Origin of the sequence: Mameliella sp. CS4 (assembly GCF_019392335.1) — a bacterium.
Lineage (GTDB): Bacteria > Pseudomonadota > Alphaproteobacteria > Rhodobacterales > Rhodobacteraceae > Antarctobacter.
On sequence record NZ_JAHXRQ010000018.1, the window covers coordinates 14,578 to 40,626 of the forward strand.

The 26,049-nt window shown below is 65.4% G+C and carries 28 protein-coding genes; 9 read left to right on the forward strand and 19 right to left on the reverse strand.

Annotation, left to right across the window (positions count from 1 at the left end):
* Positions 1-17: 17 nt before the first annotated feature.
* Positions 18-1,169, reverse strand: a complete 1,152-nt coding sequence (locus KZZ07_RS18865) for a TFIIB-type zinc finger domain-containing protein (protein ID WP_219516425.1) — start codon at positions 1,167-1,169, stop codon at positions 18-20.
* Between the two features lie 142 nt (positions 1,170-1,311).
* Here KZZ07_RS18865 and KZZ07_RS18870 point away from each other — a divergent pair, with 142 nt between their 5' ends.
* Positions 1,312-1,851, forward strand: a complete 540-nt coding sequence (locus KZZ07_RS18870) for a hypothetical protein (protein WP_219516426.1) — start codon at positions 1,312-1,314, stop codon at positions 1,849-1,851.
* Positions 1,852-1,870: 19 nt separating this feature from the next.
* On the opposite strand, the gene KZZ07_RS18875 is transcribed toward KZZ07_RS18870, so the two are convergent.
* The 8 genes from KZZ07_RS18875 to KZZ07_RS18910 form a co-directional block, all read right to left on the reverse strand.
* A complete protein-coding gene (locus KZZ07_RS18875) occupies positions 1,871-2,461 on the reverse strand; it encodes a DUF3228 family protein (protein WP_219516428.1) in 591 nt (196 codons plus the stop codon).
* Positions 2,462-2,562: 101 nt separating this feature from the next.
* A complete protein-coding gene (locus KZZ07_RS18880) occupies positions 2,563-3,690 on the reverse strand; it encodes an SPFH domain-containing protein (protein ID WP_219516429.1) in 1,128 nt (375 codons plus the stop codon).
* Between the two features lie 15 nt (positions 3,691-3,705).
* Positions 3,706-4,674, reverse strand: a complete 969-nt coding sequence (locus KZZ07_RS18885; RefSeq protein ID WP_219516430.1) for a DUF2927 domain-containing protein — start codon at positions 4,672-4,674, stop codon at positions 3,706-3,708.
* Positions 4,675-4,682: 8 nt separating this feature from the next.
* Positions 4,683-5,864, reverse strand: a complete 1,182-nt coding sequence (locus KZZ07_RS18890) for a toxic anion resistance protein (protein ID WP_219516431.1) — start codon at positions 5,862-5,864, stop codon at positions 4,683-4,685.
* 21 nt (positions 5,865-5,885) lie between these two features.
* A complete protein-coding gene (locus tag KZZ07_RS18895) occupies positions 5,886-6,788 on the reverse strand; it encodes a 5-bromo-4-chloroindolyl phosphate hydrolysis family protein (protein WP_219516432.1) in 903 nt (300 codons plus the stop codon).
* 192 nt (positions 6,789-6,980) lie between these two features.
* Complete coding sequence (locus KZZ07_RS18900) at positions 6,981-7,823, reverse strand: hypothetical protein (protein WP_219516433.1); 843 nt, start codon at positions 7,821-7,823, stop codon at positions 6,981-6,983.
* A gap of 16 nt (positions 7,824-7,839) precedes the next feature.
* On the reverse strand, positions 7,840-8,037 hold the full coding sequence (locus tag KZZ07_RS18905; RefSeq protein ID WP_043141026.1) for a hypothetical protein: 198 nt from the start codon (positions 8,035-8,037) through the stop codon (positions 7,840-7,842).
* A 103-nt stretch (positions 8,038-8,140) separates the two neighbouring features.
* Positions 8,141-8,980, reverse strand: a complete 840-nt coding sequence (locus tag KZZ07_RS18910) for a pseudouridine synthase (protein ID WP_219516434.1) — start codon at positions 8,978-8,980, stop codon at positions 8,141-8,143.
* Between the two features lie 108 nt (positions 8,981-9,088).
* On the opposite strand from KZZ07_RS18910, the gene KZZ07_RS18915 reads away from it, so the two are divergent.
* Both KZZ07_RS18915 and KZZ07_RS18920 read left to right on the forward strand, forming a co-directional pair.
* Positions 9,089-9,538, forward strand: a complete 450-nt coding sequence (locus KZZ07_RS18915) for a nucleoside deaminase (RefSeq protein WP_219516436.1) — start codon at positions 9,089-9,091, stop codon at positions 9,536-9,538.
* Positions 9,539-9,542: 4 nt separating this feature from the next.
* The gene (locus tag KZZ07_RS18920; RefSeq protein WP_219516438.1) at positions 9,543-10,088 is read left to right on the forward strand and encodes a pseudouridine synthase; all 546 of its coding nucleotides are present in this window, start codon (positions 9,543-9,545) and stop codon (positions 10,086-10,088) included.
* Positions 10,089-10,159: 71 nt separating this feature from the next.
* Here KZZ07_RS18920 and KZZ07_RS18925 read toward each other — a convergent pair whose 3' ends face one another.
* From KZZ07_RS18925 to clpS, 5 genes are read right to left on the reverse strand one after another with little or no spacing between them, the layout of a single operon-like run.
* Positions 10,160-10,966: an arylamine N-acetyltransferase family protein gene (locus KZZ07_RS18925; protein WP_219516440.1), complete on the reverse strand. Its 807-nt coding sequence runs from the start codon at positions 10,964-10,966 to the stop codon at positions 10,160-10,162.
* A gap of 13 nt (positions 10,967-10,979) precedes the next feature.
* Entirely contained in the window at positions 10,980-11,861 is an 882-nt protein-coding gene (hemF, locus tag KZZ07_RS18930; protein ID WP_219516441.1) for an oxygen-dependent coproporphyrinogen oxidase, read from the reverse strand.
* 55 nt (positions 11,862-11,916) lie between these two features.
* Complete coding sequence (locus KZZ07_RS18935) at positions 11,917-12,717, reverse strand: SDR family NAD(P)-dependent oxidoreductase (RefSeq protein WP_219516442.1); 801 nt, start codon at positions 12,715-12,717, stop codon at positions 11,917-11,919.
* A 39-nt stretch (positions 12,718-12,756) separates the two neighbouring features.
* Positions 12,757-13,746: a class I SAM-dependent methyltransferase gene (locus KZZ07_RS18940; protein WP_219516443.1), complete on the reverse strand. Its 990-nt coding sequence runs from the start codon at positions 13,744-13,746 to the stop codon at positions 12,757-12,759.
* Between the two features lie 21 nt (positions 13,747-13,767).
* Complete coding sequence (gene clpS, locus KZZ07_RS18945; protein WP_219516540.1) at positions 13,768-14,091, reverse strand: ATP-dependent Clp protease adapter ClpS; 324 nt, start codon at positions 14,089-14,091, stop codon at positions 13,768-13,770.
* 126 nt (positions 14,092-14,217) lie between these two features.
* Here clpS and KZZ07_RS18950 point away from each other — a divergent pair, with 126 nt between their 5' ends.
* On the forward strand, positions 14,218-14,916 hold the full coding sequence (locus KZZ07_RS18950) for an HAD family hydrolase (RefSeq protein ID WP_219516444.1): 699 nt from the start codon (positions 14,218-14,220) through the stop codon (positions 14,914-14,916).
* A 318-nt stretch (positions 14,917-15,234) separates the two neighbouring features.
* Entirely contained in the window at positions 15,235-16,710 is a 1,476-nt protein-coding gene (locus tag KZZ07_RS18955; protein WP_219516445.1) for a D-alanyl-D-alanine carboxypeptidase family protein, read from the forward strand.
* A gap of 85 nt (positions 16,711-16,795) precedes the next feature.
* Here KZZ07_RS18955 and KZZ07_RS18960 read toward each other — a convergent pair whose 3' ends face one another.
* Together KZZ07_RS18960 and rpsU are read right to left on the reverse strand one after the other, a co-directional pair.
* Entirely contained in the window at positions 16,796-18,538 is a 1,743-nt protein-coding gene (locus tag KZZ07_RS18960) for an alpha/beta hydrolase (protein WP_219516446.1), read from the reverse strand.
* Between the two features lie 172 nt (positions 18,539-18,710).
* Positions 18,711-18,917, reverse strand: a complete 207-nt coding sequence (rpsU, locus tag KZZ07_RS18965) for a 30S ribosomal protein S21 (RefSeq protein ID WP_007818122.1) — start codon at positions 18,915-18,917, stop codon at positions 18,711-18,713.
* 115 nt (positions 18,918-19,032) lie between these two features.
* Between rpsU and KZZ07_RS18970 the strand changes: the two genes are divergently transcribed.
* A complete protein-coding gene (locus KZZ07_RS18970; RefSeq protein WP_219516447.1) occupies positions 19,033-19,713 on the forward strand; it encodes a COQ9 family protein in 681 nt (226 codons plus the stop codon).
* A 104-nt stretch (positions 19,714-19,817) separates the two neighbouring features.
* Positions 19,818-20,804 (forward strand): NAD(P)H-quinone oxidoreductase, encoded by a 987-nt coding sequence (locus KZZ07_RS18975; RefSeq protein WP_219516449.1) that lies wholly within the window; start codon positions 19,818-19,820, stop codon positions 20,802-20,804.
* Positions 20,805-20,903: 99 nt separating this feature from the next.
* On the opposite strand, the gene KZZ07_RS18980 is transcribed toward KZZ07_RS18975, so the two are convergent.
* Positions 20,904-21,755 carry a DUF2189 domain-containing protein gene (locus tag KZZ07_RS18980; RefSeq protein WP_219516451.1) on the reverse strand — a complete coding sequence of 284 codons (852 nt, stop codon included), beginning with the start codon at positions 21,753-21,755 and terminating at the stop codon, positions 20,904-20,906.
* 237 nt (positions 21,756-21,992) lie between these two features.
* Here KZZ07_RS18980 and KZZ07_RS18985 point away from each other — a divergent pair, with 237 nt between their 5' ends.
* Positions 21,993-22,583, forward strand: coding sequence for a hypothetical protein (locus KZZ07_RS18985; protein WP_219516453.1), 591 nt, complete (start codon positions 21,993-21,995; stop codon positions 22,581-22,583).
* 7 nt (positions 22,584-22,590) lie between these two features.
* On the opposite strand, the gene hemC is transcribed toward KZZ07_RS18985, so the two are convergent.
* Complete coding sequence (hemC, locus tag KZZ07_RS18990) at positions 22,591-23,547, reverse strand: hydroxymethylbilane synthase (protein ID WP_219516454.1); 957 nt, start codon at positions 23,545-23,547, stop codon at positions 22,591-22,593.
* Positions 23,548-23,693: 146 nt separating this feature from the next.
* On the opposite strand from hemC, the gene hemE reads away from it, so the two are divergent.
* Positions 23,694-24,722, forward strand: a complete 1,029-nt coding sequence (gene hemE, locus KZZ07_RS18995; protein WP_219516455.1) for a uroporphyrinogen decarboxylase — start codon at positions 23,694-23,696, stop codon at positions 24,720-24,722.
* 204 nt (positions 24,723-24,926) lie between these two features.
* Here hemE and KZZ07_RS19000 read toward each other — a convergent pair whose 3' ends face one another.
* Entirely contained in the window at positions 24,927-25,988 is a 1,062-nt protein-coding gene (locus tag KZZ07_RS19000) for a YeeE/YedE family protein (RefSeq protein WP_219516456.1), read from the reverse strand.
* Positions 25,989-26,049 lie beyond the last annotated feature (61 nt).

Here is a 26,049-nt window from a genome sequence, read left to right on the forward strand (position 1 = left end):
AACCCGTCCGTCCCCGGTCATTGGTTGATGGCGATCAGGTAGCCTATGCCGCCGGCCACGATCAGGCCCAGTACCACGGCAAAGGCGATCTTCCAGGCCGACCAGGGGCGTTCGCCGCGCACCCGGCCCGACCGGCCGTTGACCACGAAGCGAAAGCTTTTGCCGCGATATTTGTAGGCGGCCATCCAGACCGGCAGCAGGACGTGCTTGAAGGTGATGTCGCGCATTTCGGTGTCGATGTCGTGCACACGCTGACGGTCGCCACCGATGTCGAATTTCACGTCACGGTGAATCTGCTGATCCATCTTGACCTTGGCCTCGGCGAACCCCTCGTCGAGGTCGACCTGATAGCCTTCGGCCCGGAACCCGGCCAGGAATTCCGGCCGGTAAGGTTCCATCGCCGAGAGATCCCAGGGTTCCAGCGCGTCGGTGTAGCGTTTGGGCAGGGCCTTGGAGGCAAGCACCAGCACGTCGTCGAAGAACCGTTTGACCCGGCCAGACACACGGGTCCAGCGGATCTTTTGCACGCGCTCGGTTTCCATCTTGCCGTCGCGCATGACCTGCCGGGTCTCGTAGTAGACGGTGCCGCGTTCGCCGCGGTAGTCCGAGCTCGTGTCGGCGTCGAAGGTCCAGTAGGGGACGTAAATGCCGGTCAGCTTTCGTCCCTTGCGGGCGTATTCCTGCAACCCGCTTGGCGCGAACCAGAGCTTGCCCAGCCATTCGTTCATCGCGTCATGCGCGGCGCGTTCGTCCAGTGCGAAGGGCAACAGTCCGCGCGGCTTGATGTGGCGGTGTGTGCCTGTGTCGGTGACGACGGGCGTGGCGCAGAACGGGCATTCGGCGGAATGGACGTCGGGATCGAATTCGACCTGTGCGGCGCAGTTCGGGCAGGTGGAAACGCGGATTTCCTCCATCTCCTGCAGGGGCAGGAGGTTGTCCATCGCGGCCCGGAAATCCAGTTCGCGGATCCCACCCTCCCAGGGACCGGTCGCGACATCGACCTCGGAGGTGTTGCCGCAGTGTTCGCAAACCAGCATGCCCCGGTCCGGGTCGAACCGGAAATCGGCGCCGCACTGGTCACAGGGAAAGCGGTGCTCGTCCGTGGGGCCCCTGGACGGGGCCGGTGGCGGCGGGGCACCGGAGGGGGGTGGTGGAGGCAGATCACTCATGTCGAAAAGGTATCAATCTGTTGCGTTTGCCTGCATCCTTGCGCGGATTGTGTCCCGGGGAAAGGGAAAATCCCGGTTGCCCGCTCTTGGCGCAGCGCCGCGCGAAGGCTAGCGTGACGGCATGTGGCAAGGGAGCGATCGAATGAAGCTACGTCTGGTCCCGGTCCTGGGGCTGGTATGGATGGCGGGGGTCGCCGTGGCAGAGCCCGTGACCTATGCCTTTGAATGGACGGGCGGCGGCGGGTACGCGGTCAAGGGGGCGCTGCAATACGACAGCGCGGCCATCAGCGGGCCTTTTGTCCTGGCGCAGGATCTGAGCTGTTTCGTGGTCGAGGGCAGCCAGGAGGGCGCACCGGTGGGACGCTGGGCGCTGACCATGCTGAACGAGGAAACAAGCTGGCGGCTGCATTTCGATCCAGTGTCCGGGGCTTTCCTGGTGGACGGGCAGGGCATCTGGATGCCGCAGGCCTGGAACATGAACGGCGAGGGGAATGACTGCGGCAAGGGCGGGTTCGGCTTCAACATCGGCAACGCAGCGCAGGATATCTGCATCGACAACAAGCTGATCGTTGAGAGCCAGATGGCGCCGGCAGAGCCGTTTCCGGCGATCCGCGTGGAAGACTTCGACTTTCCCGCCGATGCCTGTACTGCTCCGCCGATGCTGAGCCTGCTGACGCGGTAGGATCGTGCCGCCGGTGCGGTCAGGTGCTCTTTGGCGGCCTGACGGCGGCGTGGCGGTCCCAGAAGGCCACGGCGGTGTCATAGGCCACCGGGTCGAGCGTCTGGCCCGATCCGCCCGCCGCGCGCCCCAGCGCGTTGCGCCATTGGGTGATCGGCGGCATCGTCGGTTCGACCGGCTCCAGCGTGCCGATGATCGAAACCACGCCCCATTCACACTCGGGAACGCCCTGTTCCTCGGGATAGTCGGCGGCCTCGGCCACCAGTTGCGCGTGGCTGTAGAGGATCACGTCAAGCCAGAGGGCGACGGGGGCCTCACCCTCGAACCAGCGTTCCAAGACCGCCATCTCGCCCTCGCGCCGGGCGGCGTATCCGCTGCGCAGCAGGTGGGCGTTATCCGCAGTGATGGGGGCAAATCCGCAACGTGTGGCGGTGTCGTTCTCAAGGAACAGGTGCTTGCAGAAGGGCGCATAGCCATCGACCAGCGCGGCACCCCCGGCCAAGGCGGCGTTGCAGCGCCTGGTCAAGTCCTCGGGTGAGACACCCTCGATCAGTGTGCCGCTGGCGCGCGGTTGCCAGTTGCGGCGCGCGAAATCGGTCATGGCGATCTGCATGGGCGGTCTCGTCTCTGGTCTGCGCGATGCGCGGGGCAAGGCGGGGGCGCAAGAGGTCCCGGGTCAAGCCCGGGACTGCGTTATGCGTGAGCCTCGGGCGTTTACATCGGCGGGGGCGGCGGCGGCATCACGGTAAAGAGCTGCGCCAGTTCCGGCACCTCTCCGGCGCGTTTCCAACCGTCCTGGCCTGGCGTCCAGGCGTGGGTTTCGCGGGTCAGTTCGCCGCTGGCGACCATCTTGCCCAGGTCCGCCTTGGAGTAGGGGCCGGAGGTCTGCCCGTTCTTGGCCAGGTGCCAGACGTGTTCAACCGGCGGCGGCGGCGGGGCCATCGGCGCGGCGGCGGGCTGCGGGCGGCCTTGCTGCTGGGGCGCGGCGCCCCAGGGGCCTTGCTGGCCCATCGCGTTGGCCATCTGCATCCCCATACCGGCGCCAAAGCCCATGCCCATCGACTGGTCCATCGCGCCGCCCTGTCCCATCGCCTCGGCGGCCTTCCATTTCATGTGATCATCGAGATTGCCTGCGATCCCGCGCGACGTGCGCGCGTCCAGCGCCTTTTCCACTGCCTCCGGCAGCGAGATATTCTCGATATAAAGCTCGGCCAGTTCCAGCCCGTACTGGTGGATCACCGGGTCGATGGCCTTGCGGATCAGCTCACTGACTTCGCCCGTGTTGGCAGCCATGTCCAGCACCGGGATCCCGCTGGCGGCGATGTCCTTGGAAAACTCCTGCACGATGATGTTGCGGATCTGGAAACTGATCTCGTCCATCGTGAATTCGCCGTCGGTGCCGACGATTTCCGTCATGAAGAGCGCGGGATCGGCCACCTTGATCGAATAGGTGCCGAAGGCGCGGATGCGGGTCGGCCCGAATTCCGGGTCCCGCAGCATGATCGGGTTCTTGGTGCCCCATTTCAGGTTGGTGAAACGGTTGGTGTTGACGAAATAGACCTCGGACTTGAACGGCGACTGGAACGCGTGGTCCCAGTGCTGCAGCGAGGTCATGATCGGCATGTTGTTGGTCTCTAGCATGTAGAGACCGGGGGTGAAGACATCCGCCAGCTGGCCCTCGTGGACAAAGACGGCCGCCTGGCCTTCGCGCACGGTCAGCTTGGCGCCGTACTTGATCTCGTGGCCCTCGCGTTCGAACCGCCAGACCATCGTGTCGCGGCTGTCATCGGTCCAGTGGATGACGTCGATGAATTGTCCCGACAGGAAATCCCAGATGCCCATGTTACACTCCCTAAATCAGCTGGGGCCGCTTGTGCCCATCAATTGTGCTGCCTTTTGCTCGACGATGGGCAGCGCCTGTTCCGCCGTCATGCCCGGTTTCAGGCGCGGGTCGTAGAGGATCTTCAGCAGCATTTCGTCATGGGTCGTCAGCAGCGCGAATTCATCGTCGTCGTTGAAGATCGACGGTCGCGCGCGCGGGCTGTCATTGCCCAGTCCCATGCCCTGGGCCAGTTCCTCGTGAATGCAGGACCGGCGCAGGAGCGGCGGGTGTTCCGACCGGATGACGGCAATCGCAGTGCCATAGTCATAGCCGCCGGGACTGCGCGAGAAGGCGACCACGACGCAATGGATGCCGCGCGGCAAGTTGTCGAAGATGCGCAGCGCGGTCGGGTTCACGTCCGGCACGATCTCGCGGATGCGCGGCCCGATCAGATCGGCGTCGTCTTCGGACATGAACAGGACGTGGTAATTCGGGTTGCGGTCGACCATCGAGATCGGATGCCCGGTGATCCGCGACAGGCGTGCCGCGTAAGAGGCGACCTGCGCGCGCGAGTCGGCGATCTGGTCCCTGGGGACGCCGGGGCCGAATTCCGTCGCCATGCGGACCGGGATCGTCCATTTCTTGATCGCACTGGGCGCGCCGGAAGAGGGCCGCAGGCCGGCGCCGCGTTCGTATTCCTCTTCGAGCGCGATGGCCGCGAAATTGCGTACCAGCATGGTGTCGGTATAGGCCGTGTCCGGCCCGCCGCCATCGGTGCGCAAGAGGCCGCGCGCCAGCAGGTCATTCTGCACGCGGCCATAGTATTGCGTCAGGGCACGGCTGGCGCGCGAGGGGTCCGCAGCCGGTTTGTCGGCGGGGGCCAGCGTCGCGGGCCGCGCAGCCGGTTTCACCCCCGTCTTGCGTGGCGCAAGTTCAGAGCCGACGCACCCCGACAAGATCAGGGCAGCCGATAGTGCCAGTGCTGTTTTCAGGCCGCCCTGCATCGTCTTCCTCAGCTCGGAACCGATCCGCCGGCCTCGCGCCGGGACGTGGCGGAGGCGAGCGTGTCGCGCAGTTCGTGTTCCATCTTCTGCAGTTCTTCCTCGGCCTTGGCCCGGCGAGCCTTGCCTTCGTCGGCGATCTGCAGGCTGTCCTCGATGGTGGCGATCAGGTCGGCGTTGGCCTGCTTGACCGCTTCGATGTCGAAGACGCCGCGTTCCATCTCTTCGCGGATCATCTTGTTGCTGTCGCGCAGGTTGGCGGCGTTCGAGGTCAGCAGCTCGTTGGTCAGGTCGTTGGCGTCGCGCACGGCGGCGGCGGCCTGTTTCGACCGCTGGATCGTCAGCGCCTGCGCCAGCTGGGTTTCCCAGAGCGGCACGGTGTTGACGAGGGTCGAATTGATCTTGGTGACCAGAGACTTGTCGTTTTCCTGAACCAGGCGGATCGAGGGCAGCGACTGCATCGTAACCTGGCGGGTCAGCTTGAGGTCATGCACCCGCCGTTCCAGGTCGTCCCGTGCAGCGCGCAGGTCGCGCAGTTCCTGGGCGATCATCACCGCGTCATTCTCGGCGGCGGCGTTTACCTCGGCCTCCTTGGCGGGGATGGTCTGGGTGTCGAGCTCTTCGATCTTGGCCTCGCCAGCGGAAATGTAGAGCGCAAGTTCGTCGTAGAACTGGAGTGTCTTTTCATACAGCAGGTCGAGCGACTTGATATCCTTGAGCAGGACATGCTCGTGCTTCAGCAGGTCGTCGGTGACCCTGTCGATCTGGCCCTGCACGGTCTCGAAACGGGCGGTGAACTTGGCGAAAGGCGCGGCGCGACCAAGGAGTTTCTCCCACCAGCTGCGCTCGCGGCGCACGTCCAGCTCGGACACGCTGAAACCGCGGATCGTCGTGACGATGTTGCGCAAGCTGTCGCCTGCCGGGCCCACGTCCTTGTTGCGCACGTCGGTCAGCATGGCCTGGCTGATTTCCTGCAGCTCGGCCTGGGCGGCGGAGCCGAAGGAGACGATGGAATTGGTATCCGCCATGTCCAGTTCGTCCATCCGCGAACGGATCTCACCGCTGACCTCTGCGGGTGCATCCTTGAGCGGTACAACGGCATTCGCCTCGACCGGTTCGGGCAGAACGACGGCGTTGACCTCGTCGACCAAAGCGACGGTCTTTTCGGCTTCCTGACGTGTGTTTTCAGACATGGGATCCCCCGTTCAATAAATTCATCTTGGTTCGAGGTGGACGCCTTCGCGTTGCAGGCGGTCGCGCAGCACCTCGATTTCCACGTTCAAGTCTTCGTTGTTGTCCGCCAGCAGCTTGTCGATCTTCTTGTCGAAACTTTCTTCGAGATCGGTCAGCAGCATCATGTAATCGCTGCGGGCATCGCGGTCCTGCTGGCGGGAATAGATGTCCGCGAATTTCACCGTCGCATCGCGCGCGCCCATCAGGTAGACGCCCAGGAACTTGCGGGCACCGATCAGGTCGCGGGGGTCTTCCTCGACCGTTCGGATCATCTCGCGCGCCTTGACGGTAAAGCGGTCCACCCGCGCCTCGACCTGGCGGTCTCCGGCGCGTTTCACCGCGTCGGTCATGGCGTTCAGGTAGTTTTCAGCCTCGTCCACCACCTTGGCGACCCGGTCCTGGGTGAAGGTGTCGATCCCCTCCATCCCCTTGTCCTTGAGCGGGTCGATGCCAAAGGCGCCGATGTGCAGCACGCCAGCGGCACCGCCGAAGATCAGTGGCGCGATCAAACCGGGTTCCGACCGCCAAGCGGCGATACCTGCGCCGATGCCACAAAGGACGGCGGCGAAAATCTTGCGCGGGATGGCCGGGCGGCGCGCGATCTTGCGTTCGTGGTAAGCGGATTCGGCGATGAGCCCGTCGCGCAGGAGCCAGGCACCCAGCAGCAGTGCCGCCGCGCCCGCAAGGCCCGCGGCCATGCCGATGGCGCCATCATTGATCGCCAGGATTGCCAGAACCACGCCGGGAATGAACAGGACATTCGACCGCGCGCCCGCGGGCGAGACCCGGGCGCCGTGGTAGGCGGGGCGGTCCTCGTGCGGCCGGTCGTCAGGGCCGTCGGACGATCCGTCGGGGCTGAATTTTCCGCCGAACTTGCGGGCCATGCGGTCACAGCCCTCCCAGCCAGCCGGTTGCCACTCCGAAAAGCAGCACGATCAGCAGGACATAGCTCACCTTCTGCAAGGCGTTTTCAGACATCGCACTCCCCGGGTGTCGGCGCATTTATCGCGCCTTTCCAAGGCGGAACTTAAGGGCAAAATGCTGCGCTTGCTAGGGGGAAGTCCTGCCCTGTCGGCTCAGGCGGCGGATTCGCGGGGCATCCTGTCGATCAGCTTGTCGGCTTGCCGTTCAAATGCATCGCGAGAGCCCCGAATGCCGTTCTGCATGGCAAAGGTTTCAAAGCTGTCGGTCATGACATCGAGCTTGGCAAGAAACCGCCGCCGGGCAAAGACATGGCCCTGCGCGTTCCAAGCGGCCTCAAGCCGATCGATTTCATGTTCCATGATCTCGACGACCCTGCGGGCGGGCCGGTCCAACCGCTCGACGGTTCCCGGGTTTCCGGAAACCCGCCGCATCGGGCCGAGTACCAGCCGCCGGGCGGCCTCGATCTTGAGTGTCAGGGTGGCGTCGTCCAGCGCGGCAACGCGATCGGTCAGTGAGGCCAGGGATGTCTCTACACTGTCCAGGGTCGCCTGGCGACGGGCCCGTTCCGACCCCTTGTCGCGCATGGGGTCCGCGCCGAAGGCCGCGAGGGCGAGGCCCGTGGCCAACACCCCGGTCAGTCCCGGAATCCATAGGTTGTCGTACTTGTGCCCGGCAAGAACCAGGACAACGAGGCCGATCAGGATGGCACCAATCACCTTGCGCGGGACCCTCGGGGCGCGCGCAACGTCGGCATGGTCGTAATCATGGTGAATCTGTTGTCCGGCGGCGATCAGGCGCAGGGCCAGTGAATAGACCCAGAGAAGGGCAATCGCTGTCGCGATCCCGGCAAAGGAGTCCTGAAACACCCACAAGAGCAGGGGAAAGGCGGCGAGGAAGAGGAAGTTCAGCCCGGACTCGATCTGAGTACGGGCAACAGCCAGTCCATCGGGGGCCGTGTCCGGCGCGATCTCCGCGGTGTCGTGGATATGGTCCATCCGCCTCGGTGCCTCCTCAGGTGTAGCTCATGATGAAGATCATCAGCCAGAGTGCGAAATAGGCGATATGTCGGATCAACTGCCCGTTCTTTCGTGCGCGACGGGTATAGGTGGCCACCGCGTCGAAGGTGTCCACCGCGACCATGCGCAGGTTCCCCACCACCAGAAGGGCGGAGGCCAGCAGAATCGAAAGGGCTATGAATGTTGTCACCATGAGGACAACATTCGTGCGAAACGGGGCGAAATCGGGGCAAGCGCCGGGAAAAATAAAGAAAAGTTAACGAAGGATGAAGCAAGGGCCGCAGCGGGCGCCGTCGTTAACCCTTTTTCGGATCCTTGCGGCGGCGCTGGACCTGCCGTTTGCCGGGGTGCCCAGGTTTGCCGGGCTTTCCCGGTTTTGCGGGTTTGGCGGTGCCCACCGGCTCGGGCTCCAGCCCCAATTGATCGCGCAGGATCTTGCGGCGGACCTCCTGCACCTCGCCGGGTTTCATCTGGCCCAGCTGGAACGGTCCGTAAGACACCCGGATCAAGCGGTTCACGGTCAGGCCGATGTCCGTCATGGCGCGGCGGACCTCGCGGTTCTTGCCCTCGCGCAGGCCCACGGTCAGCCAGGCGTTGGCGCCTTGCTGGCGGTCGAGGCTGACCTGCATCGGCTGGAACTTCTGTCCCTCGACCTCGATGCCCTCGCGCAGGGGTTTCAGCACCTCGTCCGTCGGGCGGCCGTTGACGCGGACGCGATACTTGCGCAGCCAGCCAGTCGAAGGCAGTTCCAGCTTGCGCTTGATCCCCCCGTCATTGGTCAGCAGCAGCAACCCCTCGGAGTTGAGGTCGAGCCGCCCGACGCTCATGACGCGGGGCAGGTCGTCGGGCAGGTCGTCGTAGATCGTGGGCCGCCCCTGCTCGTCACGCGTTGTCGTCACCAGCCCGGTCGGCTTGTGATAGAGCCAGAGCCGGGCGGCCTCGGGGGCCTCCAGCGGCGTGCCGTCGACGGTGACCTTGTCTGCATCGGTGACGTTCAGTGCCGCGCGGTCGATTACTTCGCCGTTCACGGTGACGCGGCCCTCGACGATCATGCGTTCGGCCTCGCGCCGGCTGGCGCGGCCTGCGCGGGCGATGACCTTGGCGATTCGCTCTCCGGGTGGGGTCTTGTTTTCCATCCACGTCCTTTAGCGCGGCAGCGGGGCCGGGCGAAAGGGCCTTCGAAGGCCCTTGAAAGGCGCTTGCAAGCGCCTTTCCCCCATCCTCCGGTCGGGCTAACAGGTGACATGATCTTTCGCAGCCATATGGATCTTGCCCTGGAAGAGGCCCGGGCCGCCGCAGGGCGCGGCGAGGTGCCGGTGGGCGCCGTGCTGGTCGCGCCTTCGGGCGAGGTCATCGCACAGGCTGGCAACCGCACCCGCGAGCTCAACGATCCCACCGCCCATGCCGAGGTGCTGGCGATCCGCGCGGGCTGTTCGATGCTGGGGTCCGAGCGGCTTCCGGAACATGATCTTTACGTCACGCTGGAGCCGTGCCCGATGTGCGCCGCGGCCATCGGGTTCGCCCGCATCCGGCGGCTGTACTACGGCGCGTCAGATCCGAAATCCGGTGGCGTGGCGCAGGGACCGCGGGTGTTTGCCCATCCGCAGTGCCATCATGTGCCCGAGATATATGACGGCATCGGCGGGGACGCGGCAGCGGAGTTGCTGCGGGAATTCTTTGCGGCGCGGAGGTGACGGCATGACCAGGGTGATCCTGTTCAACAAACCCTTCGGTGTGCTCTCGCAGTTCACCGACAAGGGCAACGCGGACACGCCGCGCGCAACACTTTCGAATTTCATCGACGTGCCGGGGGTCTATCCGGCGGGTCGACTGGACAGGGACAGCGAGGGGCTGATGGTGCTGACCGATGACGGGCGGCTGCAGGCGCAGATCGCCAGCCCGAAGTTCAAGCGGCCCAAGACCTACCTCGTGCAGGTCGAGGGGGATCCTTCCCCGGAACAGCTTGAGGCCCTGCGCAAGGGCGTGACGCTGAAGGACGGACCGACGCGGCCTGCGCGCTGCGATCAGATCGAGGCGCCGGACCTCTGGCCGCGCGACCCGCCGGTGCGGTTCCGCAAGACGGTGCCGGATGCCTGGCTGCGCCTGACCATTACCGAGGGGCGCAATCGGCAGGTGCGGCGCATGAGCGCACATGTCGGTCTGCCCTGCCTTCGATTGGTGCGCTGGTCGGTCGGGGACTGGACGCTGGAAGGAATCGCGCCGGGAGGTTGGCGCGAGGCGTGAGAGCTGACCTTGCGCGGACAAGCCCCAGTGTGGTGGCAGGACAATAAGGGAGTGGCGGGGTGAACCCCGCCCTACGGCGCGTTTTCCAGCGTCGTGATGCGGTCCCAGACGGCCTGCACCGTGGCATCCGGCAGCACGAGGCCAAGTCTGACGCACAGGGCATGGTGCAGAGCCTCTGCGCTGGTCAGCAGGCGTTTCTCGCCCGCCTCGTTCACCTGTCGATCCATCAGGCCCAAGGGGGTATCCCCATCGTAGCCCTTGACCATGAGGTGATGCGGAAAGGGCGCCTGCGGCCAGTGCGTGCAGAGAAAGTTCCCGGCTTCGATGTCGCTGTCACTGACATGGGCGTCATCGAATCCATACAGCGCAAACTCTTCCCCGGGGTTGCGCAGCAAAAGTACCCGCTCGCCAGTTTCGGGATCGTCACGCAGGATGTAATGGCCGTTTGTAGCCTCCTGCGGAGTATCCATGCGCAGAGGCAGGGGCTCCAGCGGTGTCGGCCCGCCAAACCCGGCGTCGGCGAGGTAGTCTGTGCCCTCGATCCGGCAGATCAGCAGCAGATGTGTCCGCGCGCCACCCCGTGCCGCGCCCTTGCGAACCCGAGCCAGGCGCCGTGTCACGTCGAAACCCAGCGCCTGCAAGGCATCCTGAAACAGCCGGTTCTGTTCAAAGCAATACCCGCCGCGTCCCCGATGCAGGATCTTGTCGGTGACCTGCTCTGACCCCACGCTGGGGGCGATCCCCAGGAAGGGATCGATGTCCTCGAAGGGGATGCGCCGGATCTGAGCCGATTGCAGGCGGGCCAGACCCTGCGCAGTGACCGGCACGGGGTCGATCCCCAACCGGTCCAAGTAAAGATCGAGGTCGAAACCGCTCACCGCCGTCCCGCGCTCAGACCCACTTTGCCAGTGGTGGCAGACTCATCAGCACCGCGTTGGCATCATGGCCGGTGGCCAGTCCGAATTTGGTGCCCCGGTCGTAGACCAGGTTGTATTCGGCATAGAGACCGCGATGGATCAACTGGGTGTCCTTGTCATCCTCGGTGCAATCCTGCACGCGCCGCTTTTCGACCAGCGGCAGGTAGGCGGGCAGGAAGGCGCGGCCGATGTCCTGCGTCAGGGCGAAATCCGCCTCCCAATCGCCGGTGTTGCGGTCGTCCATGAAGATGCCGCCGACACCCCGCGCGCGGTGGCGGTGGGGGATGTAGAAATACTCGTCCGCCCAGGCCTTCAGCTCGGGGTAGAGCGTATCGCCATGCGGATCCAGATGCGCCTTCTGCGTGGCGTGGAAATGGGCTGTATCCTCGTCGTATTCGATACAGGGGTTCAGGTCCGATCCACCGCCGAACCACCAGGCGCCCGGCGTCCAGAACATCCGGGTATTCATGTGAACCGCGGGACAATGCGGGTTCTGCATGTGGGCGACAAGGGAGATGCCCGAAGCCCAGAAACGCGGGTCCGTGTCCATGCCCGGCACGCCGCGCGCCGCCATCGCCTTTTGCGCGGCCTCGCCAAGGGTGCCGTAGACGGTCGAAACGTTCACGCCGACCTTTTCAAAGACACGACCGCCGCGCATGACGCTCATCAGCCCGCCGCCCGCGTCAGAGCCGTCGTCGGAAGCGCGCTTTGTTTCTGTCACCTCGAACCGTCCCGGGAGGGCGTCGGAGAAAGGGCCTGTGGCATGGCTGTCCTCCAGCCCTTCGAAAGCGGCAACGATCTTGTCGCGCAACTGGCGGAACCAGCTGCTGGCGCGGTCCTTTTCGGTGTCCATCATGCGGTGCTCTCCCTTTTCAGGGATGTCTAGGTCAGAGGCGCGCGTGCGACAAGCGTCAGTGCGCGGGGGCAGCCACCGGGTCCAGCAGGGTGCGTCCGCCGTCGACCGTCATGATCTGGCCGGTGACAAAGCCCGCGCCCTCGCAGGACAGGAACTGGACCGACTCCGCCAGCTCTCGCGGGGCGGCGATGCGGCCAAGCGGCGTGTGGTCCTCGATGTCAGAGCGATAGCTCTTGTGCTCGCGCAGGGTGTCCTTGAGGCTGGAGGACATGACAGAGCCAAAGGCCACGGCATTCACGCGGATACGGTGCGGTGCCAGCGCCACCGCCATGGACCGGGTCATCTGGTCCAGCGCGGCGCAGGACACGGAATAGCCCAACAGTTCGGGATGGGTGCGGCGCGCGGCGATGGACGAGAGGTTGACGATAGCGCCCACCTGTCCTTCTTCCTGTCCCGCCGCCTGCTTTATCATGCGCCGGGCGACCAGCTGGGTCATGCGGTAGGCCGTGGTCAGGTTCTGCGACAGCAGCGTTTCCATCGTGTCATCCTCCAGGTCCAGCGGATCGGAGGTCAGCAACTGGCGTGAGCCGTTGATCAGGATATCCACCCGGTCAAAGGCGTCCAGCGTGGCAGAGAGCAGATTCGCCATCGTCAGGCGCTCGCGCAGGTCGCCCGCGAAATAGCGGATCGCGCTGTCGTCGTCGGATCCCTTGCATTCCTTGGCCAGCTGCGGCTCGTCCATGTCGGCGAGCATGACGTTGGCGCCCTTGTTGGCAAAATGCCGTGCGATGGCCAGGCCCACGCCATTGGCGGCGCCGGTCACGATCGCGGTCTTGCCTTCGATGGAGAAACTCATGGGGGCCTCGTGAGGATTGTCCGGTCAAGCTAGCCGGGTTCAGCGCCGATGACGAGAGGGGCGGGCGGCCTGAAGGATCTTGAACCGATTGTCGCCGCCAATTTCCGTGGTCTCACGGAAGGTCTCGGCCAATGTGGCCTCGTAGGGTAGGTGGCGGTTGGCCACCAGCCAGAGCCGTCCGTGCGGGGCAAGGATGCGTGCGGCGGAGGTGATGAAGGCGCGGCCGATGTCCGGGTCCGCCTTGCGGCCCTGGTGAAAGGGCGGGTTCATGATGACGCCGTCCAGCGCGCTGGGGGGCGTCCAGTCCGTTGCATCGGCCCAGTGGAATTGCGCACGCGGATCGGTGACGTTTTCGCGCGCGCAGTCGAGGGCGGTCTTCTCGGCCTCGACCAGATGCAGCTCCGTGATGGCTTCATGGGTCAGGATCTGGCGCGAGAGCCAGCCCCAGCCGGCGCCAAGATCGGCAAAGCGTCCCTTGAGCGTCGCGGGCAGGGCCTTTGCCAATGCCTCGCTGGCGGGATCGGGACCATCGGCGGAAAAGACGCCCGGCGCGGTCAGGTCGCCCGAGGGCAGGCGGGCCGGGTCGTGCCGCCAGTCAGAAAGATCGGCGCCGCCCTCGAGCCAGAGGCATTTGCCATGCGCCTTGGACACCTGGCCTTGCAGCGTCACGCGGCCGCGCAGGGCCTTGGCCACAGCCTCGATCCCGTCGGTCTTGGCGCCGTTCACCACCACCAGCCCGCCGGGCGCCAGCGCGCTGGCCCGGGCGATCCGGTCCTCGGCCAGGTCGCGGGCGCGGGGCAGGGTGACAACGACTGCGGCATAAGGGCCGTCAGCCGTGGTCCGGACGGTGATGCCCCGCTGCTGCCAGGCGGCGTGATCGGGAAAGAAGGTCTGGATGACCTCGACGCGGGCCGGGTCCAGCCCGTCGAGTGCGGTATCGCCCGGTGCACCGACAAGGGCGATGCGCCCGTCGTCAGGCAGGGAAAGGCCGCCGGAGGCGAGGGCGAAGGAGAGGCGATCGGTGGACATGGGACGGACGGGCGCGGGCGCCTATTCCTTCTCCATGGTGCACTGCAGGGGATGCTGGTGGCGACGGGCAAAGTCCATCACCTGTCCCACCTTGGTTTCCGCGATCTCGTGGCTGAAGACGCCGACCACGGCGACACCTTTCTTGTGGACGGTCAACATGACCTCGAAAGCCTGCGCATGCGTCATGCCGAAGAACCGCTCCAGCACATGCACGACGAATTCCATCGGCGTGTAGTCATCATTCAGGAGCAGCACCTTGTAGAGAGGAGGGCGCTTGGTCCTGGGCTTGGTCTTCACGGCGATATCGGCGTCACCCTCGCCGTCATCGGGCGGGGTGCCGGTCATCATGAACGTCCGTGTGAAGTGGGCGTCTGTCATCAGGGCAATCGCGCTTTGGGTTTCCGTCTACGGCCCCTGTATATAGGGTAGGGGACGTTGGCGAAAAGGGGGCCGTTCGCGGCTGCATACAGGATGCCGAAAAAACTGCAAACAATCGGTTTCGATGCGGACGATACCCTGTGGCACAACGAACGCTTTTTCGTGCTGACTCAGGAACGATTCGCCGACCTGCTGCGCGACTACGCAGAAAAGGATCACCTGGCCGAACGTCTGGTCGCGGCAGAGCGGCGCAACATCGGGCACTACGGATTCGGGGTGAAGGGCTTTGTCCTCTCGATGATCGAAACCGCCATCGAGGTGACGGAGGGGCGGGTGCCGGCCTCTGTCATCTCGGACCTGATGGCGGCGGGGCGTGACATGCTGGCCCACCCGATCGAGCTCTTGCCCCACGCGCAGGACGCGGTCGAAGCGGTGGCCGATACGCATCGCGTGGTTCTGATCACCAAGGGCGATCTGCTGCACCAGGAACGCAAGCTGGCACAGTCGGGGCTGGGAGACCTCTTTGACGGGGTCGAGATCGTGTCGGACAAGCAGCCCGACACTTATGCGCGCATCTTCGGTGCGCTGCCGGGCGGTACCGGGGCGGCCATGATGGTGGGCAACTCGATGAAATCGGACGTCGTCCCCGCCATCGAGGCCGGGGCCTGGGGCGTGCATGTGCCGCATGACCTGGCCTGGGCGCTGGAACATGCCGAGCCGCCCGAGGCGCCGCGATTCCGCACCCTGACCGATCTGGGCGACCTGCCCGACCTTGTCGAAGAGATCGGCTGAAAGCGCGGCGCGCCGAGTCGCCACAATTCGGCCATATTTCGCCACAATCCCGCCCCAATGGACGGTCTAGGGGCTGAATGCGTATTGACCCGCTACATCTAGCGTCTTCACAATGATAAAAACCTATGAATATCAGGGCATTGCCCGCTTCTCTTGAAGTGCGTTTCGTGTTAGCATTGTATTAACCACGGCCGCGCAAAATGCGGTCGGGGCAAAAGCAAAAAACCCCAACCGAAAAATCGGGGGGACGAGGCAGAAAGGCAGTGTATCGTGACGGGACGTCGCAGGCAGTCAGGCCATTGGGGCCTGTATTTCTTCATGTTCGTGTGGCTCATAATTCTGTTGCCGCTCAGCGTAGCGGCTGCACCCTATGCAGCCTTGGTGATAGACGCACGCAACGGCAAGGTTTTGCATGCGCAGAACGCCGATACCCGCCTGCATCCCGCCTCTCTGACCAAGATGATGACGCTCTATATCGCCTTCGAGGCGGTGCAGAACGGCGAACTGACGATGGACACGCTGATCACCGTGTCGCGCAAGGCCGCCGCCGAAGAGCCGTCGAAGCTGGGCCTGCGGCCCGGTCAGCAGATCAAGCTGCGGTATCTGGTGCGCGCAGCGGCGGTGAAATCCGCCAATGACGCCGCCACCGCCATCGCCGAGGCGATCGAGGGATCGGAGGCCGCCTTTGCCCGCCGTATGAACCGCACGGCCAAGGCGATGGGCATGACACGCACCACGTTCAAGAACGCGCACGGCCTGACCGAAAGCGGGCACCTGTCGACGGCGCGTGACATGACGATCCTGGGCCAGCATGTGATCTACGATTACCCGCAGTATTATAACCTGTTCTCGCGCAAGACCGCAGATGCCGGCGTGCGCAAGGTCCGCCACACCAACTCGCGGCTGCTGAGTTCCTATCGGGGCGCAGACGGGATCAAGACGGGGTACACCCGGGCCGCTGGATTTAACCTCGTGGCTTCGGCGGAACGCGGCAGCGAACGGGTGATCGCCACCGTCTTTGGTGGCCGGTCGACCGCCTCGCGCAATGCGCGGGTGGCCGAGCTGCTGGACCTTGGGTTCAAGAAATCCCCGACCTGGGCAAAATTGCACAAGCCGGACCGTCCGCCCTACCTGGGCAAAGGGGCCGGAGCGGGCGGTATCGTGGTCGCAAACACGTCCGATCCCGCGCCGGGGACACGGGCCAAGTCGATCCGCGTCGCTTCTGCCGCCGTCACTCGTAGCCTTCGGCCAAAGGCACGGCCCGGCAGCACGGTGGACCCAAACCTGGTGGCGCCACTGGTGGCCTCGGTCGGCAAGGATATCGAACGCGAATTGCAGGAGATCGTGCTGGCCTCTGACACCGCGCCGGATCCCGCGCCTGACGATCCGGGTGTGGTTGTCGTGGCCGATGTCGCCGATGTCTCGGCCCCGGCGGAATCGAAGAAACCGGTGCAGCGGCCCAAGTCGGTTGCGGCGGCCGCCGCCACGCTGAGCTTCAAGGACACGCCGACACCGGCGCGCAAGGCCGAGGTCGTCACCCGCCTGTCGACCTCCGGCGGGCGGCACTGGGGCATCAACGTAGGTCGTTTCCCGAACGAATACCTGGCGCAGAAGATGCTGTTGAAGACCGGGCTCACGGAAACCGCAACGCTGGACGATGCGCTGCGCAAGGTGGTGCGTGGCAAGACCGGCTTCGACGCGATGTTCATGGGGATGACGCGGGACGGGGCCGAACTGGCCTGCCGCAGGCTTCAGGCGCGGCAGATGACCTGCTTTATGGTGGGACCAAGCTGAGCCTCCGGGGCGTCACCCGAACCGGAAAAAGAAAGGCGGCTGTACCGGAAGGTGCAGCCGCCTTTCTTTTGTCATGTCTGCCGGATCAGCGAACCGCGTCGAGGATCTGGTCAAGCACGCTCATCACCCGTTCAACGCGGCTTTCCTCGGACAGGAGATCGGCGACGAGGGTGCGCAGCTCGTTGCTGGTGCGCAGGTGCCGCGACTGGGCGTAAGAGATCACGCCGATCAGGTCGTTCGAGGGACAGACCCCTTCTCTGTACTCCCAGACGGTGCCATCGCGCGCGGGGCGCGCCTGCAGCCCGCAGCGGCGTTCCGGCGGCACGTCGCGCCAGAACAGAGTCATGATGTCGACCAGTGCCGAGCTGTCGTTCGAAAAATAGTTGTGCGCCAGCATGTCGTCGCCCAGCGAGGTCATGTCGATGCTGTCAAAGGCCGGATGCGCGAGGATCACGTCCCCGCCCAGCCCCGCGCGCGGGGCGGAGCCGTGCAGCTTGCCCGAGGACACCAGCGCCCAGTCCGTGGACGAGGCATAAAGCGTCATGCGCTGCGCCAGCGGCGCAAAGGTGCCCGCCATCGCGCCGAACAGTTCGGCATCCACGTCGGGCGCGGCAAACATCACCTGGTCGAGGATCGGCTGATCACCGGGACGCGCATCGCGGCGCAGGGCCATGATCTCCAGCGCATCGGTCAGGGCGCGGTTGCCCATCGAATGCGCGACCACGTTGATCGAGCGAGCGCCGGAGCGCAGCACGAGGTCCTCGAGGAACCGCGCCAGGCGTCGACCCGACAGGCGCACAACGGCGGCATCGGCGTTGTAGCCGATGGTCGTGTCGCGCGACGGCCAGGAGAAGAGCACCGGAACGGTGCCGTCGCCCATGTCATGCACCATCTGGGCGGTGCGCTGGGCGGCATATTCGAAACTGGTGTTGTAGCCGTGGATAAAGACCAGAAGGTCGCGCTGGCCGTCTTCCTGAAATTCGTCCTGCAGACGTCCGTAAAAGCTGTCGGGATCGACTGGCTCGACCGATTTCAGCAGGATGTGCTTGGACGGGTTTGCGCGGAATTCCAGCCGCCAGATCGAGGGTTTCTCGACCTGTCCGGCGACGTGGATACTGGGGATCGTGACCGTGGCGATGCCAAGTTCCAGTCGGTCGCCGCGTTCACCACCGTAAAAGCGGGCGGGATGCGAATCGCCGCTGCGGGCGCGGTCGGTGGCATAGTAGACATCGACCGCGTGGAACCCGTCGTCGTCGCCGGCAAAAGATGTCTCGAGCGACGGCGAGGCCAGCGCTTCGAATGCGGCGCGGGCCCGGTCGGCGGCGGCGTCATCTCCCATCAGTTCGGCCAGGCGGATGAGTTCGGCATAAAGGTCGCGCAGCACCGCATCGCCGCGGCCGGTTTCTTCCTCGGCGGTAATCGCGGCTTCGATCATTGTGCGGGCCGAGCCGATGGCGCCCTGCGACTCATAAATGTCGGCGGCCTTGAGGAAGGCGGGCACCGGGTCCTCGCCCAGTTCGGTCCGGGCAAAGGCACGGGTGCGGGCCAGATCGGCCCAGGCATCGGCGGCCTGAACATAGCCCAGCCCGTCCAGCAGGTCGGCCCGAAGCTGCATCAGGTCGACCAGGATACGCATCTTGGGCGGCGTGCCCAGGACAAGCGGATCTCTCAGCGCGATATCGACCTGTTGCAGGGCCTGGAACGGATCGGTTCCGGCCAGCGCGTCCAGTGCGATCACCCGGCTGATGTCCTGCGCCCGGCCCGGCGCCGGGACGGCTGTCAGGCTTGCAAGAAAAGCCAGGAATACGAAACGGGTAAGCTGTGTCATCGTCCCCTCACGGGCATAGAGAGTCCATCTTGCGATGATTATGATGGCTTGGGGGGCGTGAACAAGGTGGGGAATACCCGCGCTTGTCCAAGGCAAGCATGACACCGCGCCAAAAAGAAAAACCCCCGCGAGCGGGCCGCAGGGGTTCGTGTCTCAAATTGCGTTCGGTCGCTTACAGCAGCCCTTCGCGCTGGGCCTTTTTGCGCGCCAGCTTGCGGGCGCGGCGAATCGCCTCGGCCTTTTCACGGGCTTTCTTCTCGGAGGGTTTCTCGAAATGCTGCCGAAGCTTCATTTCGCGGAAAACGCCTTCGCGCTGCAGCTTTTTCTTCAGGGCGCGGAGCGCCTGATCGACATTGTTGTCGCGAACACTGACCTGCATGTGGTTGTCACCACCTTTCTAGATTTGAGTTGCAAGGAGAATTGCAGGAGGTGGCCGTATAGCAACCACTGGCCTAGTTGTCTAGAGTGATGCCGCAACGAGAGGAACCCGTTCCATGCCCGACACAGCAGACAAGATTCTGGACGCCGCCTTGATGCACGTGCCCTTCGACGGCTGGTCCGAAACGAGCTTTCGCGCGGCGGTTTCCGACGCCGGGGTGGACCCGGTGGTGGGCCGCGGCCTGTTTCCGCGCGGCGCGGTGGACCTGGCCGTCGCTTATCACAAGTGCGGCGATGCCGAAATGCTGCGCCGGATCGAAGAGGCCGACCTGGACGAGATGCGCTTTCGCGACCGGGTCGCCTTTGCCGTGCGCGCCCGGATCGAGGCCGCCGAGGACCGCGAGGCGGTGCGGCGCGGAACGACCCTGTTCGCCTTGCCGATCTATGCGCCCGATGGCGCCCGGCTGATCTGGGGCACCGCGGACGCGATCTGGACGGCGCTGGGGGACACCTCGCGCGATTTCAACTGGTACACCAAGCGCGCGACGCTTTCGGGGGTCTATTCCTCGACCGTGCTTTACTGGCTGGGCGACGATTCGCTGGGCAGCGAGGCGACATGGGCCTTCCTGGATCGCCGGATCGAGGACGTGATGCGCTTTGAAAAGGCCAAGGCGCAGGTGCGCGGCAACCGGTTCCTGAGCGGGTTGATGGCTGGCCCGGCAAAGATCCTGGACCGGGTGCAGGCGCCTTCCGGGGAAGGCTCCGACGTGCCGGGGGGGCATACCGTTCCCCGCTGACCCGAGGGCCTGCCGCGCGCAATCGGCGCAGGGGGTGGCCCGGGAAACCGCTTTGCCGCCCCGGCCCTGCTTGCTACCAAATCCGCAAACAGGGAGGTTGAACCATGACCGAAACCATGCGCGCGATCGAGATCACAGAGCCGGGCGGGCCAGAGGTGCTGAAACCGACGACACGCCCGATGCCGCAACCGGCGGCAGGGCAGGTGGTCATCAAGGTTGCCTATGCCGGGGTCAACCGCCCCGATGCGCTGCAGCGTGCGGGCAGCTACGCGCCGCCTCCCGGCGCCTCGGACCTGCCGGGGCTGGAAGCCTCTGGCGAGGTGGTGGCACTGGGCGCAGGGGTTGATTCCGTCTCGCTCGGCGACAAGGTTTGCGCGCTGCTGCCCGGGGGCGGTTACGCGGAATATGTCGCCACGCCCGCCGCCCATTGTCTGCCGGTGCCGCAGGGCATGGGGATGAAAGAAGCGGCCTGCCTGCCGGAAACCTTCTTCACCGTCTGGTCCAACGTCTTTCAACGTGGCGGATTGCAGGCCGGTGAGCGTTTTCTGGTCCACGGCGGGTCCAGCGGCATCGGCACGACGGCGATCCAGTTGGCCCATCACTTTGGCGCGCGGGTCTTTGCCACGGCAGGCTCTGACGCCAAGTGCAAGGCCTGTACCGATCTGGGCGCGGACCGGGCGATCAACTACCGCGACGAGGATTTCGTGGCGGTGATGAAGGAAGAGGGCGGCGCGAACCTGATCCTCGACATGGTGGGGGGCGACTACCTGCCGCGCGACGTCAAGGCGCTGGCCGAGGACGGGCGGCTGGTGCAGATCGCCTTTCTGCAAGGTCCCAAGGTCGAGCTGAACTTTGCGCTGGTCATGGTGCGGCGCCTGACGATCACCGGCAGCACCCTGCGCCCGCAAAGCGACCTGGCCAAGGCGCGAATCGCCGACAGCTTGCGGGAAAAGGTCTGGCCGCTGCTGGACGCGGGCAAGGTCGCTCCGGTGATGGACAGCGAGTTCCCGATGGACCAGGCCGCCCAAGCGCATGCGCGCATGGAAAGCTCGGGCCACATCGGCAAGATCGTGTTGAAGGTGGCCGGGTAAGGGGGCGCTGCCCCCTCTTGGCCGCTGGCCAATTCACCCCCGGAGGTATTTTGGGCCCAAAGAAACTGGGGCGCGGCGCTGGTTCGCGCCCCGGTGCGTTCAGGCGACGGCGCGGCGATAGAGATGCCAGGTCGCGTGTCCCAGCACGGGCAGGACGATGACCAGTCCGATGAGGGCGGGAATGCTGCCCAGAACCAGGCCCACCGTGACGATGGCGCCCCAGGTCAGGATCACGCGGGGGTTTTCCCGCGTGACACGCACCGAGGTCAGCACCGCCACCGGCAGGCCCACCGCCCGGTCCAACAGGAGCGGGAAGGACACCACGCTGGTGGCCAGGACGGCCAGGGCAAAGACCCCGCCGATCGCGCAACCCAGCACGATCATCACCAGCCCCGGACCGCTGGCGAGGTCGCCGAGGAAGGCGCCGATGGAGACCGGTGCCTCCGGTCCGAGTGTCGCGCCGTAGAGGTGTCCGGCCACCACCAGCCAGAGGCAGAAGATCACCGCAAGGTAGATCCCCATCACCAGGATCGAGGCGAAGCGCGGGCTTTCCACCACCTTGAGTGCGCCGAGCCAGCCGATCTCTTCGCCCTGTTCGCGGCGGCGGCTGATTTCATAGACGCCCACCGCGGTAACCGGCCCCAGCAGGGCAAACCCGGCGATCAGGGGAAAGATCAGCGGGACGAGGTCCATGTTGAGCGCGGCAAGCGCCAGTACGATGCCGATGACCGGGTAGAGCAGCACAAGGAACATCACATCGGTTCGGCATTGCTGGAAATCGCGCCAACCGACCGACAAGGCGTCTCGCAGGTCCTGATTGGTCAGGTGCCGGGTGCGGGGCGGAGTGCTGTCTTCGCTGCCGAGGGTCTGCGCGGAGTCCGCCGCGTGTCGCCCGGCCAGCCCGAAGGCACTGGCCAGCCAGGTTCCGGGATTTCCGATGGTCTGAGGCATGAGTCCTCTCCTCTTGGCGATTGTCACGCCAACCGGAGGCCCCGCCGCGCGGCGACGGGCAGGCCGGTCGAACGCGTTGATGCGTCAAATTGTAGCACAGTTTTGGGGTGAGCCCCATCACGGTGATGAGAGGGGCCCGGGGTCAACAGACCGAAAGGGGTTTGATCCGGCTCAACACGCGGGCACCGAAACCGGGGTAGGGTTGTCGGACATGAGCGGATCGGGGAGGGGCGTGACATGTTGGACGGCCTTGGGAAGCTGGCTTTCGGTATCCTGTTGGGTCTGTCATTGGGCGTGCCTGTCGAGGCAGGGGATATGCCGCTTGGCCTGACGACCCCGGCGGGCTGTGTTCTGGATGAAGACGGCGAGGGAAGCTGGTCCTGCGACTACCGGACGGCAGAGGGAAGGTCGCGGCGGTTTCTGGTCAGTTACCAGGAGGTCAGGCTGGAACAATCGGTCGTTGCCGGTTTGCGGGAACTGGACCGGACGTCGCTTCGCCTGATCATGGAATCCGAGATCGAGAAGATCGATGCCCGCCGCGCGGAGGCCGCCGAGTCCGGCGGCGATCATGATCGTCTGCGCTACGGCTTTTTATCGCCCGCCGAGGTGCCGGACGGGTTCCTTGCCTGCGCCGAGATGCGCGATGTCATGGTGTTGGACGGGTCGGACATTCGCAATGACAGGTTTCACCTGCACTGCTGGAACCTGAACCCGAAAGCCGGAACCGCGGTTCAGGCGTTGATTTCCATAATCGAGTTCAACCCGCTGGACGTGCCGGTTTCCTCTGCCTTGCAGGAGGACTACACTCGCCTGAGGGAGACGTTCTGACCGCCTTTCAGGCCTTGTGGTCGAAGAACCCCTCGCCGGCCCGCGACAGCAGGTCCGCCGCCAGGCTGCGGCCAAGTTCGGCCCCTTGGGCAATAGGGCCGGTGATCTCGCCTGCATGGGACTCGGACCCGTCGGTTTTCAGGATTTCACCGCGCAGGCGCAGGGTATCGCCGTCCAGTTCCGCCAGCGCGGCGATGGGCGTCTCGCAGGACCCGTCGAGCGCGGCCAGGAAGGCGCGTTCGGCGTTCAGCCGCAGGGCCGTTGTCGCGTCGTGGATGGCGGCCAGCATGTCGCGCGCGCGGGTGTCGTCGCTGCGCCGTTCGATGCCGATGGCGCCCTGCGCCACCGCGGGCAGCATGTCTTCGGGCGCGACGGCGGTCTGGGGCACCTCGGCCATGCCTAGGCGATTCAGCCCTGCGCAGGCCAGGAACGTGGCCCGGGCCACACCGTCATGCAGCTTTTTCAGACGTGTCTGCAGGTTGCCGCGGAACTCGACCACGGCCAGGTCGGGGCGGCGGTGCAGCAACTGCGCCCGGCGCCGCAGCGACGAGGTGCCGACGACCGCGCCCTCCGGCAGATCGTGGATCGAGGCGAACTCGGGGCAGATGAAGGCGTCGCGCACGTCCTCGCGCGGCAGGTAACAGTCCAGCACCAGCCCCTCGGGCTGTTCGGTGGGCATGTCCTTCATCGAATGCACGGCCAGGTCGATGGTGCCCGCCAGCATCGCCTCTTCGATTTCCTTGGTGAAAAGGCCCTTGTTGCCGATCTCTTTCAGCGGGCGGTCGGCGTCGATCAGGCTGCGGTCGTCGCCGGTGGTCTTGATGACAACGATTTCAAAGGCGTCCTGCGGCAGGTCGAAGGCGGCGGCCAGACGACGCTGCGTCTCATGCGCCTGGGCCAGCGCGAGCGGCGAACCGCGGGTGCCGAGTTTCAGCGGGGATTGGGGCGTGGGCAGATCGGTCATGGGTCAAGGGTTAGCGCGGTGCGGCAAGAAAGGAAACGGGATTTGCGGCTGCGGGGATGCGTCACGCGCGCCCGGTCCGTCAAGGCGGCTTGACACCGGCGGGCCTGCGTCGGACCAAGGCCCCCGGACCTGGAGGAGCGAGAGCGATGACCAAGACGATCCTGCGTGCCCTTGCGGGCGAGACCCTGCCGACGCCGCCGATCTGGATGATGCGGCAGGCCGGGCGTTACCTGCCGGAATACAAGGCGACGCGGGCCGAGGCCGGGGATTTCCTGTCGCTCTGCTACAATCCCGATCTTGCGACAGAGGTGACGCTGCAGCCGATCCGGCGCTACGGGTTCGACGCGGCAATCCTTTTCGCGGACATCCTGCTGTTGCCGCAGGCGCTGGGCATGGACCTGTGGTTCGTCACCGGCGAGGGGCCGCGCCTGTCGACCATCACCAGCGAGCCTGAGTTCGACGCGCTGGGCCGGGGCGAGATGATCCACGACACGTTGCACCCGATCTACCAGACGGTGCGCAACCTCTCGACCGCGCTGCCCTCGGACACCACGCTGATCGGTTTCGCGGGCGCGCCCTGGACCGTCGCGACCTACATGATCGCCGGGAAGGGCACCAAGGACCAGGGACCAGCCCATGCGCTGAAGGCCGAGAACCGCGCGCTGTTCGAGAAGATCATCGACCGGTTGACCGAGGCCACCATCGACTACCTCTCGGAGCAGGTGAAAGCCGGGGCCGAAGTGGTCAAGATCTTCGACAGTTGGGCCGGGTCTTTGCAGGGAGAGGATTTCGACCGCTACTGCACCGCGCCCGCGCGGACCATCACGCAAGAGCTGAAAAGCCGTTTCCCGGGGCTGCCCGTCATCGCCTTTCCACGCCAGGCGGGGGACAAATACGTGGGTTTCCATAAGGCGACAGGCGCGGACTGCGTGGCCATCGATGACAGTGTGACGCCGGAATGGGCGGCGGAGCATGTGCAGGTTTCGGGCTGCGTGCAGGGCAACCTTGCCTCGTCGCACATGGTGACGGGCGGCCAGGCGCTGGTGGATGAGACGCGGCGCGTGGTCGAAGCCTTCCGCAAGGGGCCGCATATCTTCAATCTGGGCCACGGGATCACGCCGGATGCGGACCCGGAGAACGTACAGCTTATGATCGATACGGTTCGGGCGATGTAAACGACCTGATGCGTTCGGTCGGGCTGTGACTGACGAGCCTTCTTTCGGAAGGAAGGCATGTTGGTGCGAAGTGGTTGCGTTGAACGAGGCCGAAGGCCGCCGCGCGCATCGTCGATGCGCGGCGTTACTCAGCTGCTCCAGAACCCTGCTGTTGGCGTGTCGTCGATATTGCGTCCCGACGACGCCGGGACGCCGGGTGCGGTCTCACACATGCGCCGGTTGGCCGCGCCCGCCCAGGATGACGTCCATGCTCATCCCGCCGACCCACATGCAGAACAGCGCCAGCCAGGCGGTCCCGGCAAAGATCGACCCGCCCGAGACGCCCGCGCCGATGGCGCAGCCGCCCGCCAGCATTCCGCCGAACCCCATCATCACCGCGCCGATCATCGCGTTGCGCATCGGCGACGGACCTTCGAACCCCTGGAACTTCAGCTCCTTGCTGACAAGGGCGGCGAGGAAGGAGCCCAGAACGACCCCGGGCACCAGCCCGATGTCGAATTCCAGCACCGAATTGTGGTCGAGGAAGAACATCAGCGTGTTGGCGGAAGGCCCGGTGAAGGTCAGGCTTTCGATCTGGACCGGCTCGAAGGCGACCTGGCTCAACGCATGAGTCAGCCCATAGCCCACGGCGGCGGCAAACCCCACGCCGGAGGCGAAGACCAGTCGGGAAAAGCCGATCCGGTTGCGGCGGCTGAGCTCCAGCGCCAAGAGCGCGATGGCAAGCCCGATCACAAGCCCGGCCTCGCGCGGCAGGTGCAACGCGGCCAGCAGGTCCATGTTCCGCCCTCCGGAGGTGACCCATAGCGCGGCCAACCGGTCGCGCAGGGGGGCGAGCCAGCCGGTCAGGGACATCTGCGCCACCACGGCAAAGATCAGCCCGGACACCACGGACCGCAGGTTGCCCGTCGCGGCCAGAACCAGCAACCTGCCGGAACAGCCCCGCGCCAGCACCATGCCCGCCCCAAAGAGCAGGCCACCGATGACCGCGCCGGACCAGCTGCCCGGCACCGCCATCATGCGCGCCTCTGACGTGTCGAGCAGGCCCAGGATCTGCGCGCCCTGTACCCAGACCACGGCGGTGGAAAAGGTCAGCAGCCAGACCGCCACCTTGTCCTGCATCATGCCACGGGCGAATTCGACCGTGGCGGCCCGCAGGCAGAACCGGGACCGCTGCGCCGCCACGCCGAAGATCACGCCAGTGATCAGGCCAAAGAGCGCCGCCGTCGGGTTTTCTCCGATCCGGTCGATCAGGGGAACGATATCCATGTCGGTGCCTCCTCGCGCGTGCTGGGCCGTGTGATGCACCGGAACGGGCCGGAGTTGCCTT

Coding starts and splice junctions, on each gene's coding strand:
- KZZ07_RS18865 (WP_219516425.1), bottom strand. CDS start 1,169: ATGAGTGATCTGCCTCCACCACCCCCCTCCGGTGCCCCGCCGCCACCG.
- KZZ07_RS18870 (WP_219516426.1), top strand. CDS start 1,312: ATGAAGCTACGTCTGGTCCCGGTCCTGGGGCTGGTATGGATGGCGGGG.
- KZZ07_RS18875 (WP_219516428.1), bottom strand. CDS start 2,461: ATGCAGATCGCCATGACCGATTTCGCGCGCCGCAACTGGCAACCGCGC.
- KZZ07_RS18880 (WP_219516429.1), bottom strand. CDS start 3,690: ATGGGCATCTGGGATTTCCTGTCGGGACAATTCATCGACGTCATCCAC.
- KZZ07_RS18885 (WP_219516430.1), bottom strand. CDS start 4,674: ATGCAGGGCGGCCTGAAAACAGCACTGGCACTATCGGCTGCCCTGATC.
- KZZ07_RS18890 (WP_219516431.1), bottom strand. CDS start 5,864: ATGTCTGAAAACACACGTCAGGAAGCCGAAAAGACCGTCGCTTTGGTC.
- KZZ07_RS18895 (WP_219516432.1), bottom strand. CDS start 6,788: ATGGCCCGCAAGTTCGGCGGAAAATTCAGCCCCGACGGATCGTCCGAC.
- KZZ07_RS18900 (WP_219516433.1), bottom strand. CDS start 7,823: ATGGACCATATCCACGACACCGCGGAGATCGCGCCGGACACGGCCCCC.
- KZZ07_RS18905 (WP_043141026.1), bottom strand. CDS start 8,037: ATGGTGACAACATTCATAGCCCTTTCGATTCTGCTGGCCTCCGCCCTT.
- KZZ07_RS18910 (WP_219516434.1), bottom strand. CDS start 8,980: ATGGAAAACAAGACCCCACCCGGAGAGCGAATCGCCAAGGTCATCGCC.
- KZZ07_RS18915 (WP_219516436.1), top strand. CDS start 9,089: ATGATCTTTCGCAGCCATATGGATCTTGCCCTGGAAGAGGCCCGGGCC.
- KZZ07_RS18920 (WP_219516438.1), top strand. CDS start 9,543: ATGACCAGGGTGATCCTGTTCAACAAACCCTTCGGTGTGCTCTCGCAG.
- hemF (WP_219516441.1), bottom strand. CDS start 11,861: ATGATGGACACCGAAAAGGACCGCGCCAGCAGCTGGTTCCGCCAGTTG.
- KZZ07_RS18935 (WP_219516442.1), bottom strand. CDS start 12,717: ATGAGTTTCTCCATCGAAGGCAAGACCGCGATCGTGACCGGCGCCGCC.
- KZZ07_RS18940 (WP_219516443.1), bottom strand. CDS start 13,746: ATGTCCACCGATCGCCTCTCCTTCGCCCTCGCCTCCGGCGGCCTTTCC.
- clpS (WP_219516540.1), bottom strand. CDS start 14,091: ATGACCGGCACCCCGCCCGATGACGGCGAGGGTGACGCCGATATCGCC.
- KZZ07_RS18950 (WP_219516444.1), top strand. CDS start 14,218: ATGCCGAAAAAACTGCAAACAATCGGTTTCGATGCGGACGATACCCTG.
- KZZ07_RS18955 (WP_219516445.1), top strand. CDS start 15,235: ATGTTCGTGTGGCTCATAATTCTGTTGCCGCTCAGCGTAGCGGCTGCA.
- KZZ07_RS18960 (WP_219516446.1), bottom strand. CDS start 18,538: ATGACACAGCTTACCCGTTTCGTATTCCTGGCTTTTCTTGCAAGCCTG.
- rpsU (WP_007818122.1), bottom strand. CDS start 18,917: ATGCAGGTCAGTGTTCGCGACAACAATGTCGATCAGGCGCTCCGCGCC.
- KZZ07_RS18970 (WP_219516447.1), top strand. CDS start 19,033: ATGCCCGACACAGCAGACAAGATTCTGGACGCCGCCTTGATGCACGTG.
- KZZ07_RS18975 (WP_219516449.1), top strand. CDS start 19,818: ATGACCGAAACCATGCGCGCGATCGAGATCACAGAGCCGGGCGGGCCA.
- KZZ07_RS18980 (WP_219516451.1), bottom strand. CDS start 21,755: ATGCCTCAGACCATCGGAAATCCCGGAACCTGGCTGGCCAGTGCCTTC.
- KZZ07_RS18985 (WP_219516453.1), top strand. CDS start 21,993: ATGTTGGACGGCCTTGGGAAGCTGGCTTTCGGTATCCTGTTGGGTCTG.
- hemC (WP_219516454.1), bottom strand. CDS start 23,547: ATGACCGATCTGCCCACGCCCCAATCCCCGCTGAAACTCGGCACCCGC.
- hemE (WP_219516455.1), top strand. CDS start 23,694: ATGACCAAGACGATCCTGCGTGCCCTTGCGGGCGAGACCCTGCCGACG.
- KZZ07_RS19000 (WP_219516456.1), bottom strand. CDS start 25,988: ATGGATATCGTTCCCCTGATCGACCGGATCGGAGAAAACCCGACGGCG.